This window comes from Nocardia pneumoniae NBRC 100136 (assembly GCF_000308755.1).
Taxonomy (GTDB): domain Bacteria; phylum Actinomycetota; class Actinomycetes; order Mycobacteriales; family Mycobacteriaceae; genus Nocardia; species Nocardia pneumoniae.
Genome location: NZ_BAGF01000147.1, coordinates 56093 through 70432, shown reverse-complemented (window position 1 = coordinate 70432; position 14340 = coordinate 56093). Strand labels below are relative to the sequence as shown.

Below are 14340 nucleotides of genomic sequence, written 5' to 3'. Positions count from 1 at the left end.
TAGAGTGGCTTCACTGTGAAACTCATCGGTTGGTTGCGGACTGGTGGCTTGGCGCTGGCGCTGCTTGCGGCGGCGCTGCTGATGACGCCGCTGATGCACTGCATGCTGACCGATGTCGATGACCATTCCCATGGGGTTGCTCAGCACGCCCATCAGGCCGCAACGCCGATCACCGCGCTGGTGGCCTCGGCTGTGGATGGCACCTCTCGTGTCACTGCCGATATCGGTGGGCGCCACGGTGCGCCGCATGCCGTCCATTGCGCTGTCACACCCGCGCTACCGGCAGGTGGCGGAAGCGCCGTGCCGCTGCAGCTGATCCTGTTTGCGCTGGTCGCGGTTATGGTCGTCGCGGCGGTGTACCGGGTGGGTCCCGGTGGAGTGCGCGCTCCGCCTGTCGCGGGAGTGCCCATCGTCAGCGGCAGAGCTCTGCTGACGCACATCTGTATCGCCCGACGCTGATCGGTCAGCGCCAGGCCGACGTGTCGTCCCCGTCGGCCGGTGTGCTGCCCGTGCACGTCTCCGTCCTGCGGGGCGGTCTCGATACAGAAAGCGACAGTCATGGACAACGTTGTGCTCGGCAGGCGTGCCGAGGTCCCCGCCGCGCTGGGAGCCGCGCCGGATGCGGCCCGGCAGCCGCACGCGCTGGTCGGCAACACACCGGTGTTGTGGGTCGGCGCACCGCTGGCGCCGGCCGGCCGTGGGTTCTGGGCCAAGCTCGAGGGATTCAATCCAGGCGGAATGAAGGATCGCCCCGCCTTGCACATGGTGCGGCGGGCGAAAGAACGCGGCGAATTGGCGCCCGGAGCGCGGATCGTCGAGTCCACCAGCGGCACTCTCGGCATAGGGCTGGCGCTGGCGGGAATGACCTACCACCATCCGGTGACCGTGGTTACCGACCCTGGGCTGGAACCGATCGTCGCGCGAATGCTCGCGGCCTACGGAACGCGCGTCGACGTGGTCACCGAACCCCACGCCATCGGCGGCTGGCAGCAAGCACGCCGCGATCGAGTCGCGGAGCTCCTCGAGGGCGAGCCCGATGCGTGGTGCCCGGACCAGTACCACAACCCGGACAATGTCGCCGGTTATGAATCGCTCGCCATCGAGCTGATCGAACAGCTCGGTGGGGCCGATGTGCTGGTGTGCGCCGTCGGCACCGGCGGGCATTCGGCTGGGGTGGCGCGGGTGCTGCGCCGGTTCAATCCCGATCTGAAACTCATCGGTGTCGATACGGTCGCCTCCACCATCTTCGGCCAACCGGCGGGCCCGCGGTTGATGCGGGGCCTCGGCTCCAGCATCTACCCGCGCAACGTCGACTACGGTGCCTTCGACGAAGTCCATTGGGTCGCACCGTCGGAGGCGGTGTGGGCGTGCCGCACGCTGGCCGCGACCCATCACGCCAGCGGCGGGTGGAGCGTTGGTGCGGTCGCGCTGGTAGCGGGGTGGGCCGCCCGGATCTTCGACCCCGAGCTACGGATCGCGGCAGTGTTCCCCGACGGGCCGCACCGATACTTCGACACCATCTACAACGACGCCTATTGCCAGGAGCAGGGTTTGCTGGACGCCGATCCACCGATCGAACCGGACACCATCACCCACCCGGCCGAGAAGGTCGTGCGGTCCTGGACCCGCTGCACCACCGTGATCGATCCCCAACAGCTCACCCGCGACAGGAAGCGGTCGTCGTGACGGTAATCGTCAAGTTCCGCAGCTTCGATCTCGCCGCCCGGCTGCTGATGGTGAACCAGTTCGGCATCAACCTCGGTTTCTACATGCTGATGCCGTATCTGGCCGGATACCTGGCCGGACCCCTCGGGCTGGCGGCCTGGGCGGTTGGGCTGGTGCTGGGTGTGCGGAACTTCTCCCAGCAGGGGATGTTCCTCGTCGGCGGCACACTCGCCGACCGGCTCGGCTACAAACCACTGATCGTCGCCGGATGCCTGCTCCGCACAGGTGGTTTCGCGCTCCTGATGTTCGCCACCTCACTGCCCGGGTTGCTGATCGCCTCGGCCGCGACAGGTTTCGCTGGAGCACTGTTCAACCCCGCGGTGCGCGCTTATCTCGCCGCGGACACCGGAGAACGCCGGGTGGAAGCGTTCGCGGTGTTCAACATCTTCTACCAGGCGGGCATCCTGGCCGGGCCGCTGGTCGGACTCGCGCTGATGGCGCTGGATTTCCGGGTGACCGCGGGCGCGGCGGCAGCGGTGTTCGCGATCCTGACGGTCGCACAGCTGTTCGCGCTTCCCACCCGGCGCGCCGACACTCCGGCGCGGAAGACCACCGTGGTCGAGGATTGGCGCACCGTGGTCTCCAACCGGCGATTCGTGGCCTTCGCGGTGGCGATGATCGGTTCCTATGTGCTGTCGTTCCAGGTTTATCTGGCGCTGCCGCTGCAGGCGGAGTACGTGGCAGGCGCGCGATCGCAGGCGGTGACCTCGGCGGTATTCGTGATCTCCGGTGTCGTCGCGGTGGCCGGGCAGTTGCGCATCACCGGGTGGTTGCGCTCCCGCTGGGCCACCGGCCGCAGCCTGGTCGTCGGCATGAGTCTGCTGGCGGTGTCATTCCTGCCGCTGGCCCTTGTGCCCGACCCGCAGCGCTTCGGGACGGTAGCCGCGATCGCCGCGGTTCTGATGGCGGCAGCCCTGCTGGCGGTCGGGACGGCAGCGGTCTTCCCGTTCGAGATGGACACCGTCGTATCGCTGGCCAACGGCAGGCTGGTGGCCACCCACTACGGGTTCTACAACACTGTCGTCGGCGTCGGAATCCTGATCGGCAACCTCGCCACCGGCGCGGTGGTCGGAGCCGCCCACGATGCGGGCGCCGACTGGGCGGTCTGGGTCGGGCTCACCGCCATCGGCGCGATCGCCGCGTTCGCGTTGCACGGACTCGACCGCTCCGAGCGTGCGGTGGTGACGGCTTCCGCAGACGTCGATTCGGATGCCACAACAAGCAGCGAACGGCACGACGAGCCTCTCGGCCGGACAGCGCGGCCGGTCAGCCCTCCGCCCGGCCGCGACGACCGGATCAGGACCTGACGCGGCGGACGTGATGATTGCGGAGCTCGCAGCGCCCGCATAGTTCCAGCGCATGCTGACCGGTCACGGATCCGCGGAACCCCACTGCGGGTCATGGTGGTCGGCGCGGACAACCGCCGCTGATCCTGGTGTATGCCGATGGCCTGGACCGCGCCGAATACGATACCTTTCGGCAGTCTCCGTCAGTCCGGCGTCCGAGTGTCTGCGGCCGTCCGCCTCCTGCCTGTGAATCCGCGCACCGGTCCCGGGTGAGGCGAAAACACGGCCGCGGTGCACGGCAGGGGAGTGCCGTGGGCACGGGCACTTCGATCTCCTCCGAGCGGTATGGATGCCAGGCACCCTCCGATGCGCCGCACGGTTACCGCTTGATCGGCGCAAGCGCCGAATCGCGTCCCGTCCGGGTACAAGCCAGGAGGTCTACATGTCGACGTTCACACTCACCCGCAGCAACGCGGCAGGGAGTTCGGTCAGGCGTCTTCTGGCGTGTCGCCCAGCACCCGCCATTCGACCATGAGCTCGTGTCGGCCGAGCCGGTCGAAGTCGCGGTCGACGATTTCCCGGATTCTGAGTAAAGCTTGTTCGTTCGTAGCCTCGATGCGGACCAGCAGTGCGTCGGCGGTAGCGTGCAGAAGGCAACGGCCCCATGGATCGAAAACCGCGGTGCCATCTGTATCGGACCACTGCACGTTCAGCCGGAGCTCGCCATGGGCGGCAGGGCTGCCACCGTGCCTACGCATGCGATCGCCGCGGGGTGACCCGATTGCCTCCGCGTGCTTGCAGAACTGATGCAGGTACCGGCGGGACTGCTCGGTGATGATGCGCGCTTCCAAGCACGGCATGGTGTCCTCATATTCTGGTGATCGATGCGAGCCACGCCTGGGCACTGTAGGGGTCGGGGGCAATGGCAACAGGCACCTTCCTCCGCAAGCGGCCGCCTACTATTTTTCGATACAGTATGTGTACTGTTAATACGCAATGTGCGCATTGCGTGACCTCACACGCGGGTAGAGACAGCGATATCAGCGGACATAGGACACAACGCTCATCATTCCGGCTTCGCCGTGATACGCGTTGTGGCAGTGCAGCATCCACTGCCCTGGGTTCACTGCGTCGAAGTCGACCTCGACGGTCTGGTTGGGCAGCACGATGGTGGTGTCCTTGCGGGCGCCGGTGCTGTTGCCGTCGACCAGTTGGAAGGTGTGGCCGTGCAGGTGCATCGGATGGAACATCATCGTCGTGTTGACGAACCGCAGCCGGACCCGCTGGCCTTCGCGGACGTCGAGCATGGCGTGCTCGTCGAAGGTTTTCCCATTGATGGTCCATAGGTAACGTTCGTCGTCGGCGCCCAGGGATACATCGAGGACCGTGTCCGGCGCCTTGGGCGCGAGCAGTACGGATTCATCGGCGCGCAGCCGCGTGGCGGTCAGGGGTGTTTCGTCCAGCTCGCGAGCCCGGACGTCAGGGGGCGGGGGAGTGCCGCCGCCGGTGCGGATCAATGCCAGTCCGCGTCCCTGTTTGCCTTCGGCGGCCGCGATCAGCGGGAAGACGCCGTCGCCCAGTTCCACGATGGCGTCGTAGCGCTCTCCCATGCTGATCAGCAGGCAGTCTGTCGTGACCGGGTGCACGGGGAATCCGTCGCTGTGCGTCACCTTCAGCTGGTGTCTGCCGACGGCGACTCGGAAGGCGGTGTCGGCGGCGGCGTTGATGATGCGCAGACGCATCCGCTGGCCGGGGCGTGCGGCGAAGGTCGTCGGATCGGTGTCGAGACGCCCGTTGATCAGGTAGTACGGATAGGTGACATCGCCGGTGTCGGTCCCCAGCGGCGCCGTCGGATCTGTCGCGCCCGAGCCGTGGCCGCCATGTCCACCCGTCGCACCACCGGCCATCGGGCCCATGTTCATGCCCGCCATGCCCTTGGCCCGCAACTGCTCGAGCTCTGCGTCCGGGTCGCGGCCGTCGACGCCGTCGAGCCAGTCATCCAGTACGACAACAGCCTCCACGTCGTAGTCGTCGCCGTCGGCAGGATCTTCGACGATCAGTGGCGCGTACAACCCGCGATCCAGCTGTACACCCACGTGCGGATGAAACCAGTAGGTCCCCGCGTCGGGAACGGCGAATTCGTAGCGGAAGCCACCGCCTGAGGCGACTGCGGACTGAGTGAGTTCGGGAACCCCGTCCATGTCGTCACGCAGCGCCACACCATGCCAATGGATGGTCGACGGTTGTGGCAGGGCATTGGTGAAGTCCGCCCGCAGGACCTCACCACGAGCGATCCGGATCTCCTGCCCTGGCAGCTTGCCACCGTAGGTCCAGGTGCGCACCTGCACACCGCCCAAGTCGATCGTCGTCGGCTCGGCGCGCAACACCACGTCACGAACCGGCGCACTCGCAGCTCGGCGGCGATTCTCGGCGGCACGAACCGCATCGGAATCCGGCCCGACGACGGCAGCCGGCGCTCGGGATCCACGCGAGCACGCGGCGAGCGCGGATGCCGCGACACCAGCACCGACTGCGAGGAAACCCCGCCGAGACATTGCCCTGGTGTGCGGGAGCCGCCTCGGCGACATCAATTTCTCCTATGTTGCGCCAGCATCCTGTTACCGTACACAATACCCCAACAGGGTATACGGTGAGGTTGTGGCGGTGCGGCCGTTTCAGCCGAGCGCCCGAACGAGGTCGTTGCAGGCTTGTTCGCAGCGGCGGCATGCTTCGGCGCACACGCGGCAGTGCTCGTGAGTGTCGGCGTGGGCGGAGCATTCGTCGCCGCAGGCTTTGCAGGCGGTGGCACATGCCTGCAGGATCGCGCGGGTGATGTTGGCGTCATAACCGGTGTGCCGAGAGAGGACGGATGCGGTGGCGTTGCAGATATCCGCGCAGTCCATGTCGGTGCGGATGCACTTGGTGAGCTCGCCGACCATGCCCTCCGACAGGCAGGCGTCCGCGCAGGCGGTACACGCCTGGGCGCAGGCGATGCATTCCTCGATGCACTTGGTGAGCTTGTCGCGATCGACCTCGCCGAGGTCGGCCGGGTAAGTGGCGAGCATGTCTTTGACCGTGGTCATCACGGATCGCCTCCTTTCATCGGCGCAGGCCCGGATGGTCGGGATGGCCGCGTCTCTTCGACCTACTGCCGCCTGGCGGGTAGCCAGCGCGAAGCGACGCAAACACGCCCCATCGGCGGCGATGCGAGCAGGGGTGCGTCGAGGGCCCCCAGTGCTGCCCGCGACGGCCTCCAACCTCCGAAAGAAGGACACGATCACATGAATACAGTTCTCCGGCGACTCGTTCTCTCCATCGGTGTCGCTACTGCCGCGACCGTCCTGGCCAGCGGTGCGGCGTCCGCGCACCTCGATGTGGAGGCGCCTACTGCGAAGCAGGGCTCCACATCGACGATCTCGTTTCGTCTATCCAACGAATCCGAGCAGGCGAGCACGATCACTTTGAGGGTCGAGCTGCCGGGTCTCAAGACCGCGCGGACCGAACCGATGCCGGGCTGGACCGCGGTCGTCGAGAGGGATTCGGCGAAGAAGGCTATAGCGGTGACCTGGACCGCTGATCCGGGCTCTGGCGTGGGACCTGGCCAGTTTCAAAGGTTCTTCCTCTACGGGGGTCCGCTTCCGAAGCAAGACCAGGTGCCTTTCCGGGCAATACAGACCTACAGCGACGGAAAGGTCGAGACATGGGATCAACCTGTTCCCGACGGCGCGCCTGAACCCGAATTCCCGCTGCCCGTATTGTCGCTTGCTGCGGGCGGCGACGAACATTCACATGACTCCGAGCAAGCGGCTCTCGGCGAATCGGATCACGAGGAAAGCGGCGATTCGGTCGCTCGTTGGCTGGGCGTAACGGGGCTGCTGCTCGGGCTTTTGGGCGCCGGCGCAGGTGTGGCAGCTCTCGTCCGCAGGCGCCGAGCTTAGGCCAGCGGCTCCATCAAACCCGCCATAGTCGGTCCGAGTAGGTTGTGTGTGCAGGGTTCTCCGAGATCCGGCACACGCAAGCCCTGTTTCACAGGAGCAGCAGGTGATATGTGCCGTGGGGCGATCGATCGCTCCGATGCAGGTGTGCGGCACCAGGTAACCGGCGAACTCGGAACACCGAGCGATTGCGTCCGGACACAGGAATGCACCCGAGTCGTCTCTCGAGACTCGGGCGACGAGGCGAGCTTGTCGAAGGGGATCAGGTCGGTGCGGTCGTAGAGGTCGACGTGGCCCGCGCCAGGGACGAGAGGTGGCCGACGGCGTGGTGAATCTCCTGTGCATCGACGCCGGTCGCGACCCGTACGACCGCGGGATCTCCGATCTGGTCGGGGAATTGTCCACGCGCAGCGACGAATTCCGGGTCCGGTGGGCCAAGCGCAATGTGCGCCTGCACGACAGCGGCACCAAGCGTTTCCACCACCCGGTGGTCGGCGATCTGACCCTGGATTGGGAGTCGATGCCCCTGCCCGCCGACCCGGGCCTGGCCCTCGCCTTCTACATGCCCCAACCCGGGACGCCGTCGGCCGACGCGATCTCCTTGCTCGGCGCCTGGGCCGCGACCAACATCCACACACCCGCACCCGCTGAGCAGCCCACAATCGCAAGCGAATAGCCCGCCAGTGTGCGAGCACCTGCCCGACGTCGGCGTACAGGCCTACCGTGGGCGGCATGGATTATCAGGCGGAGTTGCGCGGGTTCCGCACGACTCGTCGCGGCGATTTCGCCATGTAAGCGCACCATGTGATCCTCGGTGGCGTTTCCGCCGAGTACAGGCATCCGCGTTCAACGGGCTGCGCTCGGTGAACCATTCGTCGCTCGGCGTGGTAATGCCGTTGGGCGAGCGGTCGCACGCAAGAATCGTTGGGCTCAGAGCATCCTGAAATAGCTGAGTAGATGCTGTCGCCCGAGATCATCGGTAATCCGGTCGGTAAATCCCGCTGGTCGACGGAGTTGAATGGCAGAATGCGGCCATGCGGACATTTGCCCGATTGTTGCAGGCTGTCGTCGCCGTGGTGCTGGTCGTGGCAGCCGGTCAGGGTGTCGCGGCTGTCCCCGCCGCGAGCGTCGCCGAGAGTCGATTGCCCTGGCTGATTCCTGAGCCGGTCGGGGTGCAGGCGCTGGGGGCAGAGCTGGCGGAAGGAATCACCGGCACGGTGCTGTGGTCGCGTGAGCCGAACACCCCGGTGCCGATAGCCAGCATCGCGAAGGTGATGACGGCACTGGTCGTGATCGATGCGGGTGACCTCGACCGGACTATTGCCGTGCCGCGGGAAATCATCGCCTACTGCACCAGGTACGACGGAAGCAACGCGGGCCTGGTTCCCGGCGAGGTGCTCACCGCGCGACAGCTCCTGTACGCGATGATGCTGCCGTCGGGCTGTGACGCCGCCTATGCGCTTGCCGAGGCATACGGGCCCGGCCAAGACGACTTCATCGCCAAAATGAACGACACCGCGCGTCAAATGGGTCTGGCCGGAACATATTTCACCGACCCCAGCGGACTGCCCGCCCCCACCGACCATTCCACCTATTCCACACCGGCGGATCTGGTGGCACTCGGCCTGCGCGTGATGAGCCTGCCGGTGTTCCGTGAGATCGTCGGATCGCAGAGCTATCACCTGCCCGCTGGATCGGGCAACCGCGAGCACCTCTGGCGGACCACGAACCTGCTGCTGCGCGACTATCCCGGCACTATCGGCATCAAAACCGGATCCACCGACGCTGCCGGAACCTGTCTGCTGTTCGAGACGGTCAGGGCGGGAATTCCGCTGATCGGCGTGGTCCTGCACAGCTCACCCGACAGCGGCGTTGCCGCAAAGGACGACGCGGAACGCATGCTGAACTGGATCTACGACCCGATCCTGAGCGTGCTGCCGATCGGTTAGCGCCGGATGCGGCAAGGTGGCCGCTGATCCGATTGGGCTCCAGGACGATCCGCTGCCATACGACGACGGTTGAGAAAGAATACGTCCGACCGTATGCTCTTCTGCATGGAGCAACCCACCCTCACCGAGGCGAACGACCCGTTCTGCCTGGAGCAGGCGGATGCCGTGGCATTGCTGACTGGGGCCCCGTGGGGCCGGTATGCCGTTATCGGAGACAGCCTTTCGGCGGGAACCGGCGATCCCACCCCGGGCTACCAGAATCAGGGCTGGCCAGACCGGGTTGCCGCTGTCTTGCGTGCTGTCCGGCCGGAATTGGCTTACCTCAATGTCTCCGAGATCGGGGCAACAACCGCACAGACGCTCGAGAACCAGGCGGCCCGCATGGTCGAGTTCTCCCCGGACCTGCTCCACGTGCCATGCGGGGCCAACGACATCGCGCGGCGCAGGTCGGACTTCGGTGCGATAGAGCGAACGCTTCGGCAGATGTACGACCTGGCGAAGGAGACCGGCGCCTTGCTGACCACTTTCACGCTCGGCAGGGCATATGTCGTCCCGGTCTTCCCCGACTGGCCGGAGCGGATTGCCACGGTCAACGAGATCGTGCGCGGGCTGGCTTCCGAATACGACGCCATCGTCGTGGACATGTGGGATCACCCGGTCAACGACCGCGACAACCTGCTCAGTGCGGATCGTATCCACTTCTCCACCTCGGGTCAGGCCGTTATGGCGGCTGAGGTGGTCAAGAAGCTGGCTGGTTCCCTGGGACGCACCACATCCGCGTAATCCTCGCCCCCTGACCGCCGCCTAGCGAAACGCGCTAGGCGGGCTTTTCCGGGTTCACGCCTTGCCGGACCCCGACGAACAAAAGAGGTTTCTTATCGTGGCAAGTAGTCAGCAATCAGCTAGCCAGCCCGTAGTGGCCGCGGAAGCGGACGCTGTTCCGTGGATGACGATATCGATTGGCTTGACCGCCCTGTTCATGGCGGTCCTCGACTCGTTCATCGTCGTGGTCGCCGACCCCGCGATCGTGGCGGACCTGCATGCCTCCGCCAGCGATGTCCAGTGGGTTCTGGCGGGTTATCAGTTGAGTTACGCGGTCTTCATCATCACCGCTACTCGCTTGGCCGAGTTGTACGGCCGCAAGCGGATTTTCCTTCTCGGGGTGGCCCTGTTCACTGTGTCATCAGTCGCTTGCGCGCTATCGCCGAACGCGGGCGGCCTTATCGCCGCGCGTGTCGTCCAGGGCCTGGGAGCCGCCCTGATGGTTCCTCAGGTGTTCGCGTACGTCACGGTGCTGGTGCCCGCGGCGCGGCGGCATAGCGTATACGGCGTGCTCGGCATCGTCATGGGTATGGCGACCATCGGCGGACAGGTCATCGGCGGGCTGCTGATCGGCGCCAACCTGTTCGACTCCGGCTGGCGCCTGGTGTTCTGGGTGAACGCGCCGATCGGAATCGTCATGTTCCTGCTCGCCCTGCGATACGTGCCGCAGACCGGCTCCGCCGCCACCCGCAAGCTGGACATGCCCGGCGTCCTGGTGCTCAGCGCGGCTCTCTTTCTCCTGGTGCTCCCGCTGATCCAGGGACAGCAGGCAGGCTGGCCGAGATGGGTCTGGGCTTGCTTCGCGGGCAGCGCGGTCGCGTTCGGCTTGTTCGTCGCGATCGAGCGGGGCCTGGAACGGCGGGGCGGGGATCCGCTGGTATCGCTGACGCTGTTCAGGCAGCGCTCGTTCTCGCTCGGGATCATTCTCGTGCTCGCCCTGTACGCGCTGATCTACTCGTATTACCTGGCCCTATCGGTAACGATGCAGCAAGGCCTCGATATGTCGGCGCTCGGCGCGGGCCTGGTCTACACGCCAGCGGCCATCGCATTCTTCGTGTTCAGCATGGTGGCGAGCCGGATCATCCCGAAATATGGACGACGTGTCCTCGAGGTCGGGGCGATCATACTGGCGAGCGGTTACCTGGCGACCGGGCTCTTGCTGGTGTCCGGCCCGCGGATCACTCCGCTGCTCGTGATTCCCACCCTCGTTCTGCAGAGCGTCGGTGGCGGACTGGTCATCACTCCGGCGCTCAACACGGTGCTGAGCCGAGTCGAGCCGGAGTCGGCCGGTGTCGCGTCAGGAGCCCTGTCCACGGCCCAGCAGTGTGGCGGAGCGCTAGGCGTTGCCGTTATCGGAGCGGTCTACTTCAGCTCGTTCCATCCCGCGGCAGTCGGCAGGGTTGCCGCCGCTGGTCACGCCTTTGCCGTCGCGTCCTTCGGGGCGTTCGTCATCGCTGTCATCGCGGGCGTTGTCGTCTTCCTTCTGCCGAAGCGGCCAGCGGCCCAGGCCTGAGTGTGAGGATCAGGGCGCATCCAACACACTTGCCGGAACCCCGTAGGGCAGGAACCGCACCCGACGGCGATCGTCGGTGTTGTCGCGATGCGCGCGCAAGGCCTCGAGTTCGCTCGGGAAGACTTGGTCGACCCTGGCCTCGCCGCTGTCATCGATGCTGTAGATCACCCACACCCCGCTGCCGGTCTCACCGGTGGTCCCGCCCTCGGGTTTCGGTGGACGTTGCCGTTCCGGTTGCACGAACTGACCGAGCAGCGACGCCAGTGAACTGACGCTCGCGTGATCTACGCGATCAAGGTATACGCCGGCTTTCCCGAGCAGGTCGCGGAGCTCGGTTCCGGCCGCACGCAGTGCGCGTTCGAAATCTTCCGGATCGATGCCGAAAGGCCCGTTGGTTGGCATCGCATGTGCTCCTGGGGACGAGTTGGGCGCTATGTCCTCAGTGTCCTCGCCGAACGCCGACTTCGCCACGCCCGTCCTCGACGCCTCTGATCGGCGATTGTCAACCCGTTGACGTGGTCGTCGGCCTGGGCGGCTGAGGACTGATCCCCCACTGCACGAGTTTTTCAGCAGGCAGGTCCCATGCCCGTACCGCCGAGTTGGGAACGAACGTCGTAATCTCCGGGATTCCGTCCAGCTCCGGGACCGTGGCGAGGAAGTGGAGATAGCTGCCGTCTTCGAGCCGGGTCGAGAAGGGTTGATCGGGATCGTCGGGCTCGGCGTCGAACGACAGTTCGGGCTTATCGGCGAGCCACGGCTCCAGCCGACCCTCGACTTGCGTGAAGGAGACTTGGGTGAGCCAGTCTCGTTGTGGCTGTGCAGTGGAGAAATCGTCGATCATGGCGAAGCAGAGAACATGCCAGTCTTCGATATCGCTTGCTCGACATTGGCGGGCCAGGCCGGTGATGTCGAAATCATGGAGTTCGGGATCTGGGTCGCCGGCGGCCAAGGTGACATAGCCGGCGTCGATGTCCTGGCCTTCGGCGCCGAAGCAACTCGCGGCCGAGTCCACCTCGCGGGCGAACCTGCTGTACTCGTCGGGTGTAAAGAATTCACACCAGTCGGGGACCGTGCCGCCCGCTTCACGCGTGTCGGGCACCCCTGCGCTCCCGGCTTCCTCGCAGGCGTTCAGCAGCGGGACGGCGGATTTCCGCAGGGTACCGCGTTCTCGATCGCGGACCAGCTGGCGCAGAAAGAATTTCGGGACCACACCTATCGTGAACTCCGTCGGCGTGTTGGAGCGGATGACCGCAGTACGGTTGTAGGGGTTGAGGTCGTCACTTCCGCGATCCTGGTACCCCCATCGAGCCGGTGCGGCACGCACCAGGACTTCACCGATGTATCGAACCGTGCCCGCAGTGAACTCCGCGTTGTCCTCGATGCCGATGGCGGCCTGGTCGGGACAGCGCGCCAGCACGATCGGTTCCAGCGCGTCCAGGGAGTCGAGGGTGAAATCGAAAGGGAAGTCCGTGGGCAGGTAGCGACGGCGCCACTGCTCCAGCGCACTTGCCATGGTGGCCATCCATCGGTCCAGAAAGACGCGGGCCGACTCGGTCATGGTCACGCGGTCCTCGGCCATGTATGCCTCGGTTCGGTCGTGCTCGTGCGCGATGGACAACTTCGCACTCTCCATTGCCTGCGGTTCCAAAAGAATCGACTCTGCGTAGCACACTCGACTGTCTTCGCCAAAGACGTACGTTGCCCGGCGCGAGAAGCCGTGACTACTCGATCGAGGCTCACCGCGACGGCCGCGCGGCCAGCTGCCTCGTTTCTCGCGAATTGTGCTGGTCCGCAAGCTATCCTGACAGCCACGCGGTAGCGGGCAGGCAGGGGATGGTTGGGGATGAGTGAACCGGATCGGCGCAGTCAGGATGATGCGGGGTTGCCGTTGTTGATGGTGATCGACGTGCAGAACGGGTTCGTTCTGCCCTCCTCGCGGCATGTCGTCCCGGTGGTGGCCGGACTGGTCGACCGGTGGCTGGCCGCGGACGCGCCGGTGATACTCACCCGCTACTTCAACCATCCGGGCTCGCCGTTCGAGCAGTTGGTCGGCTGGCGGGCCATGCACCACGCACCCGACACCGACCTCGTCGCCGAACTGGCCGGTTACGCCGCCGATGACCGCGTGCACGTCGTCGACAAGACCACCTACACCGCACTGACGTCACCCGTGCGCGACCTCATCACCAGCTGGAATGTCACGCAGCTGTATCTGTGCGGGCTCGCCACCGACGCGTGCGTGTTCGCCACAGCTCTCAGTGCTTTCGACGCCGGACTGACGCCGTGGATCATCACCGACGCATGCGCGTCCAATGCCAGCAGCCGCTGCCCGGAAAAGGTCCACGATGAGGCCGTGATGCAGCTGAGCCACCTGATCGGCGCGAATCAACTCATAGCTTCCCGGCAGGCTTGCCGCCCTGTCGGTGGCCCAGATGCGGGTTCTGCACGCGTTGGACCGGCGCATTGGATTCGTCGCGGGTGAGTAACCGCTGCGGGTCACAGTCACGGCAGCCGACAGTTGCCCGCGGGTCGCGTCGCCAGGGGCGTTCGGCCGACCGCTGGCCCGCCGTTAGGCGTGCGGCTCGACGTCGAGGACGTACTCGAGGTTTCTGATCTGCTCGGCTATGTCGGGTGAGCAGGAAATGACGACGCGATCGGCGCCGCAGAGTTGGACAAGTTCGGCGTCGGTGGTTTCCAGCCAGTCGAAGAACTCGACCCGGATTCGCCGCGGAGTGGCGCTGTCGTCGAGGATCCCTGGATCGAGACGGACGAGGTAGGTGCGGTGGTGCGCCGACATACAGTTCTCCTTGAAGTCGTCGTGGTGATCCGTGTCTGGCGGCATCGCTGGTAGTCGGTTTTTGCGTGTCGGCGAGGTCGATGCGATCGGCGTGCGGTTACCGCTGGTAGGGCCCCGGATTCTGCGGCCGGGTTTCAACCGTACCTGGCCACGGGTTTCCGTACCGCTGGCAACGCTGGGCCGCAAATTCGAGCGGGACGTCGCGATCCCGCTCCGGGGCGCCTCCTGTTAGTCTCCCTCCGAGCACGCGGTGTGATGGGGTCGGGAACATAGAGAGAACCGAGCATTGAAACTCCGCAGCACCAAGAAACCA

15 protein-coding genes are annotated in these 14340 nt (G+C 65.7%); 9 read left to right on the top strand and 6 right to left on the bottom strand.

Going from position 1 to position 14340, the window contains the following annotated elements:
• Positions 1–48: 48 nt before the first annotated feature.
• The 3 genes from lpqS to ON34_RS29870 all read left to right on the top strand — a co-directional run bounded on the left by lpqS (position 49) and on the right by ON34_RS29870 (position 3032).
• The gene (gene lpqS, locus ON34_RS29880) at positions 49–459 is read left to right on the top strand and encodes a putative copper homeostasis (lipo)protein LpqS (protein WP_157172492.1); all 411 of its coding nucleotides are present in this window, start codon (positions 49–51) and stop codon (positions 457–459) included.
• Positions 460–558: 99 nt separating this feature from the next.
• Positions 559–1686, top strand: coding sequence for a PLP-dependent cysteine synthase family protein (locus tag ON34_RS29875; RefSeq protein WP_040785895.1), 1128 nt, complete (start codon positions 559–561; stop codon positions 1684–1686).
• The gene (locus tag ON34_RS29870) at positions 1683–3032 is read left to right on the top strand and encodes an MDR family MFS transporter (protein ID WP_083889898.1); all 1350 of its coding nucleotides are present in this window, start codon (positions 1683–1685) and stop codon (positions 3030–3032) included. The genes ON34_RS29875 and ON34_RS29870 overlap by 4 nt, the downstream gene beginning before the upstream one ends.
• Positions 3033–3499: 467 nt before the next feature.
• Here the strand turns inward: ON34_RS29870 and ON34_RS29865 are convergent, their stop codons facing one another.
• The 3 genes from ON34_RS29865 to ON34_RS29855 form a co-directional block, all read right to left on the bottom strand.
• On the bottom strand, positions 3500–3862 hold the full coding sequence (locus ON34_RS29865) for a DUF2218 domain-containing protein (RefSeq protein WP_157172491.1): 363 nt from the start codon (positions 3860–3862) through the stop codon (positions 3500–3502).
• A gap of 189 nt (positions 3863–4051) precedes the next feature.
• On the bottom strand, positions 4052–5599 hold the full coding sequence (locus ON34_RS29860) for a multicopper oxidase family protein (protein ID WP_040785891.1): 1548 nt from the start codon (positions 5597–5599) through the stop codon (positions 4052–4054).
• Positions 5600–5686: 87 nt separating this feature from the next.
• The gene (locus tag ON34_RS29855) at positions 5687–6094 is read right to left on the bottom strand and encodes a four-helix bundle copper-binding protein (RefSeq protein ID WP_040785890.1); all 408 of its coding nucleotides are present in this window, start codon (positions 6092–6094) and stop codon (positions 5687–5689) included.
• 198 nt (positions 6095–6292) lie between these two features.
• Here ON34_RS29855 and ON34_RS29850 point away from each other — a divergent pair, with 198 nt between their 5' ends.
• The 5 genes from ON34_RS29850 (at position 6293) to ON34_RS29830 (ending at position 11230) form a co-directional block, all read left to right on the top strand.
• On the top strand, positions 6293–6949 hold the full coding sequence (locus ON34_RS29850; protein ID WP_040785888.1) for a YcnI family copper-binding membrane protein: 657 nt from the start codon (positions 6293–6295) through the stop codon (positions 6947–6949).
• 322 nt (positions 6950–7271) lie between these two features.
• The gene (locus ON34_RS29845; RefSeq protein WP_245548260.1) at positions 7272–7622 is read left to right on the top strand and encodes an MmyB family transcriptional regulator; all 351 of its coding nucleotides are present in this window, start codon (positions 7272–7274) and stop codon (positions 7620–7622) included.
• A 358-nt stretch (positions 7623–7980) separates the two neighbouring features.
• Positions 7981–8895, top strand: a complete 915-nt coding sequence (locus ON34_RS29840; protein WP_051023326.1) for a D-alanyl-D-alanine carboxypeptidase family protein — start codon at positions 7981–7983, stop codon at positions 8893–8895.
• A 105-nt stretch (positions 8896–9000) separates the two neighbouring features.
• Positions 9001–9678, top strand: coding sequence for an SGNH/GDSL hydrolase family protein (locus ON34_RS29835; RefSeq protein ID WP_174372090.1), 678 nt, complete (start codon positions 9001–9003; stop codon positions 9676–9678).
• Between the two features lie 163 nt (positions 9679–9841).
• Positions 9842–11230 (top strand): MFS transporter, encoded by a 1389-nt coding sequence (locus ON34_RS29830; protein WP_051023336.1) that lies wholly within the window; start codon positions 9842–9844, stop codon positions 11228–11230.
• Positions 11231–11239: 9 nt separating this feature from the next.
• Here the strand turns inward: ON34_RS29830 and ON34_RS29825 are convergent, their stop codons facing one another.
• Positions 11240–11632, bottom strand: a complete 393-nt coding sequence (locus ON34_RS29825; RefSeq protein WP_040785944.1) for an Rv0313 family protein — start codon at positions 11630–11632, stop codon at positions 11240–11242.
• Between the two features lie 100 nt (positions 11633–11732).
• A complete protein-coding gene (locus ON34_RS29820; RefSeq protein ID WP_157172490.1) occupies positions 11733–13025 on the bottom strand; it encodes a hypothetical protein in 1293 nt (430 codons plus the stop codon).
• Between the two features lie 48 nt (positions 13026–13073).
• Between ON34_RS29820 and ON34_RS29815 the strand changes: the two genes are divergently transcribed.
• Positions 13074–13712: a cysteine hydrolase family protein gene (locus ON34_RS29815; RefSeq protein WP_063821766.1), complete on the top strand. Its 639-nt coding sequence runs from the start codon at positions 13074–13076 to the stop codon at positions 13710–13712.
• A gap of 87 nt (positions 13713–13799) precedes the next feature.
• Here the strand turns inward: ON34_RS29815 and ON34_RS29810 are convergent, their stop codons facing one another.
• A complete protein-coding gene (locus tag ON34_RS29810; protein ID WP_157172489.1) occupies positions 13800–14027 on the bottom strand; it encodes a hypothetical protein in 228 nt (75 codons plus the stop codon).
• Between the last annotated feature and the right edge of the window lie 313 nt (positions 14028–14340).

Coding starts and splice junctions, on each gene's coding strand:
- ON34_RS29825 (WP_040785944.1), bottom strand. CDS start 11,632: ATGCCAACCAACGGGCCTTTCGGCATCGATCCGGAAGATTTCGAACGC.
- ON34_RS29860 (WP_040785891.1), bottom strand. CDS start 5,599: ATGTCGCCGAGGCGGCTCCCGCACACCAGGGCAATGTCTCGGCGGGGT.
- ON34_RS29835 (WP_174372090.1), top strand. CDS start 9,001: ATGGAGCAACCCACCCTCACCGAGGCGAACGACCCGTTCTGCCTGGAG.
- ON34_RS29850 (WP_040785888.1), top strand. CDS start 6,293: ATGAATACAGTTCTCCGGCGACTCGTTCTCTCCATCGGTGTCGCTACT.
- ON34_RS29875 (WP_040785895.1), top strand. CDS start 559: ATGGACAACGTTGTGCTCGGCAGGCGTGCCGAGGTCCCCGCCGCGCTG.
- ON34_RS29815 (WP_063821766.1), top strand. CDS start 13,074: ATGAGTGAACCGGATCGGCGCAGTCAGGATGATGCGGGGTTGCCGTTG.
- ON34_RS29840 (WP_051023326.1), top strand. CDS start 7,981: ATGCGGACATTTGCCCGATTGTTGCAGGCTGTCGTCGCCGTGGTGCTG.
- ON34_RS29810 (WP_157172489.1), bottom strand. CDS start 14,027: ATGTCGGCGCACCACCGCACCTACCTCGTCCGTCTCGATCCAGGGATC.
- ON34_RS29855 (WP_040785890.1), bottom strand. CDS start 6,094: ATGACCACGGTCAAAGACATGCTCGCCACTTACCCGGCCGACCTCGGC.
- ON34_RS29830 (WP_051023336.1), top strand. CDS start 9,842: ATGACGATATCGATTGGCTTGACCGCCCTGTTCATGGCGGTCCTCGAC.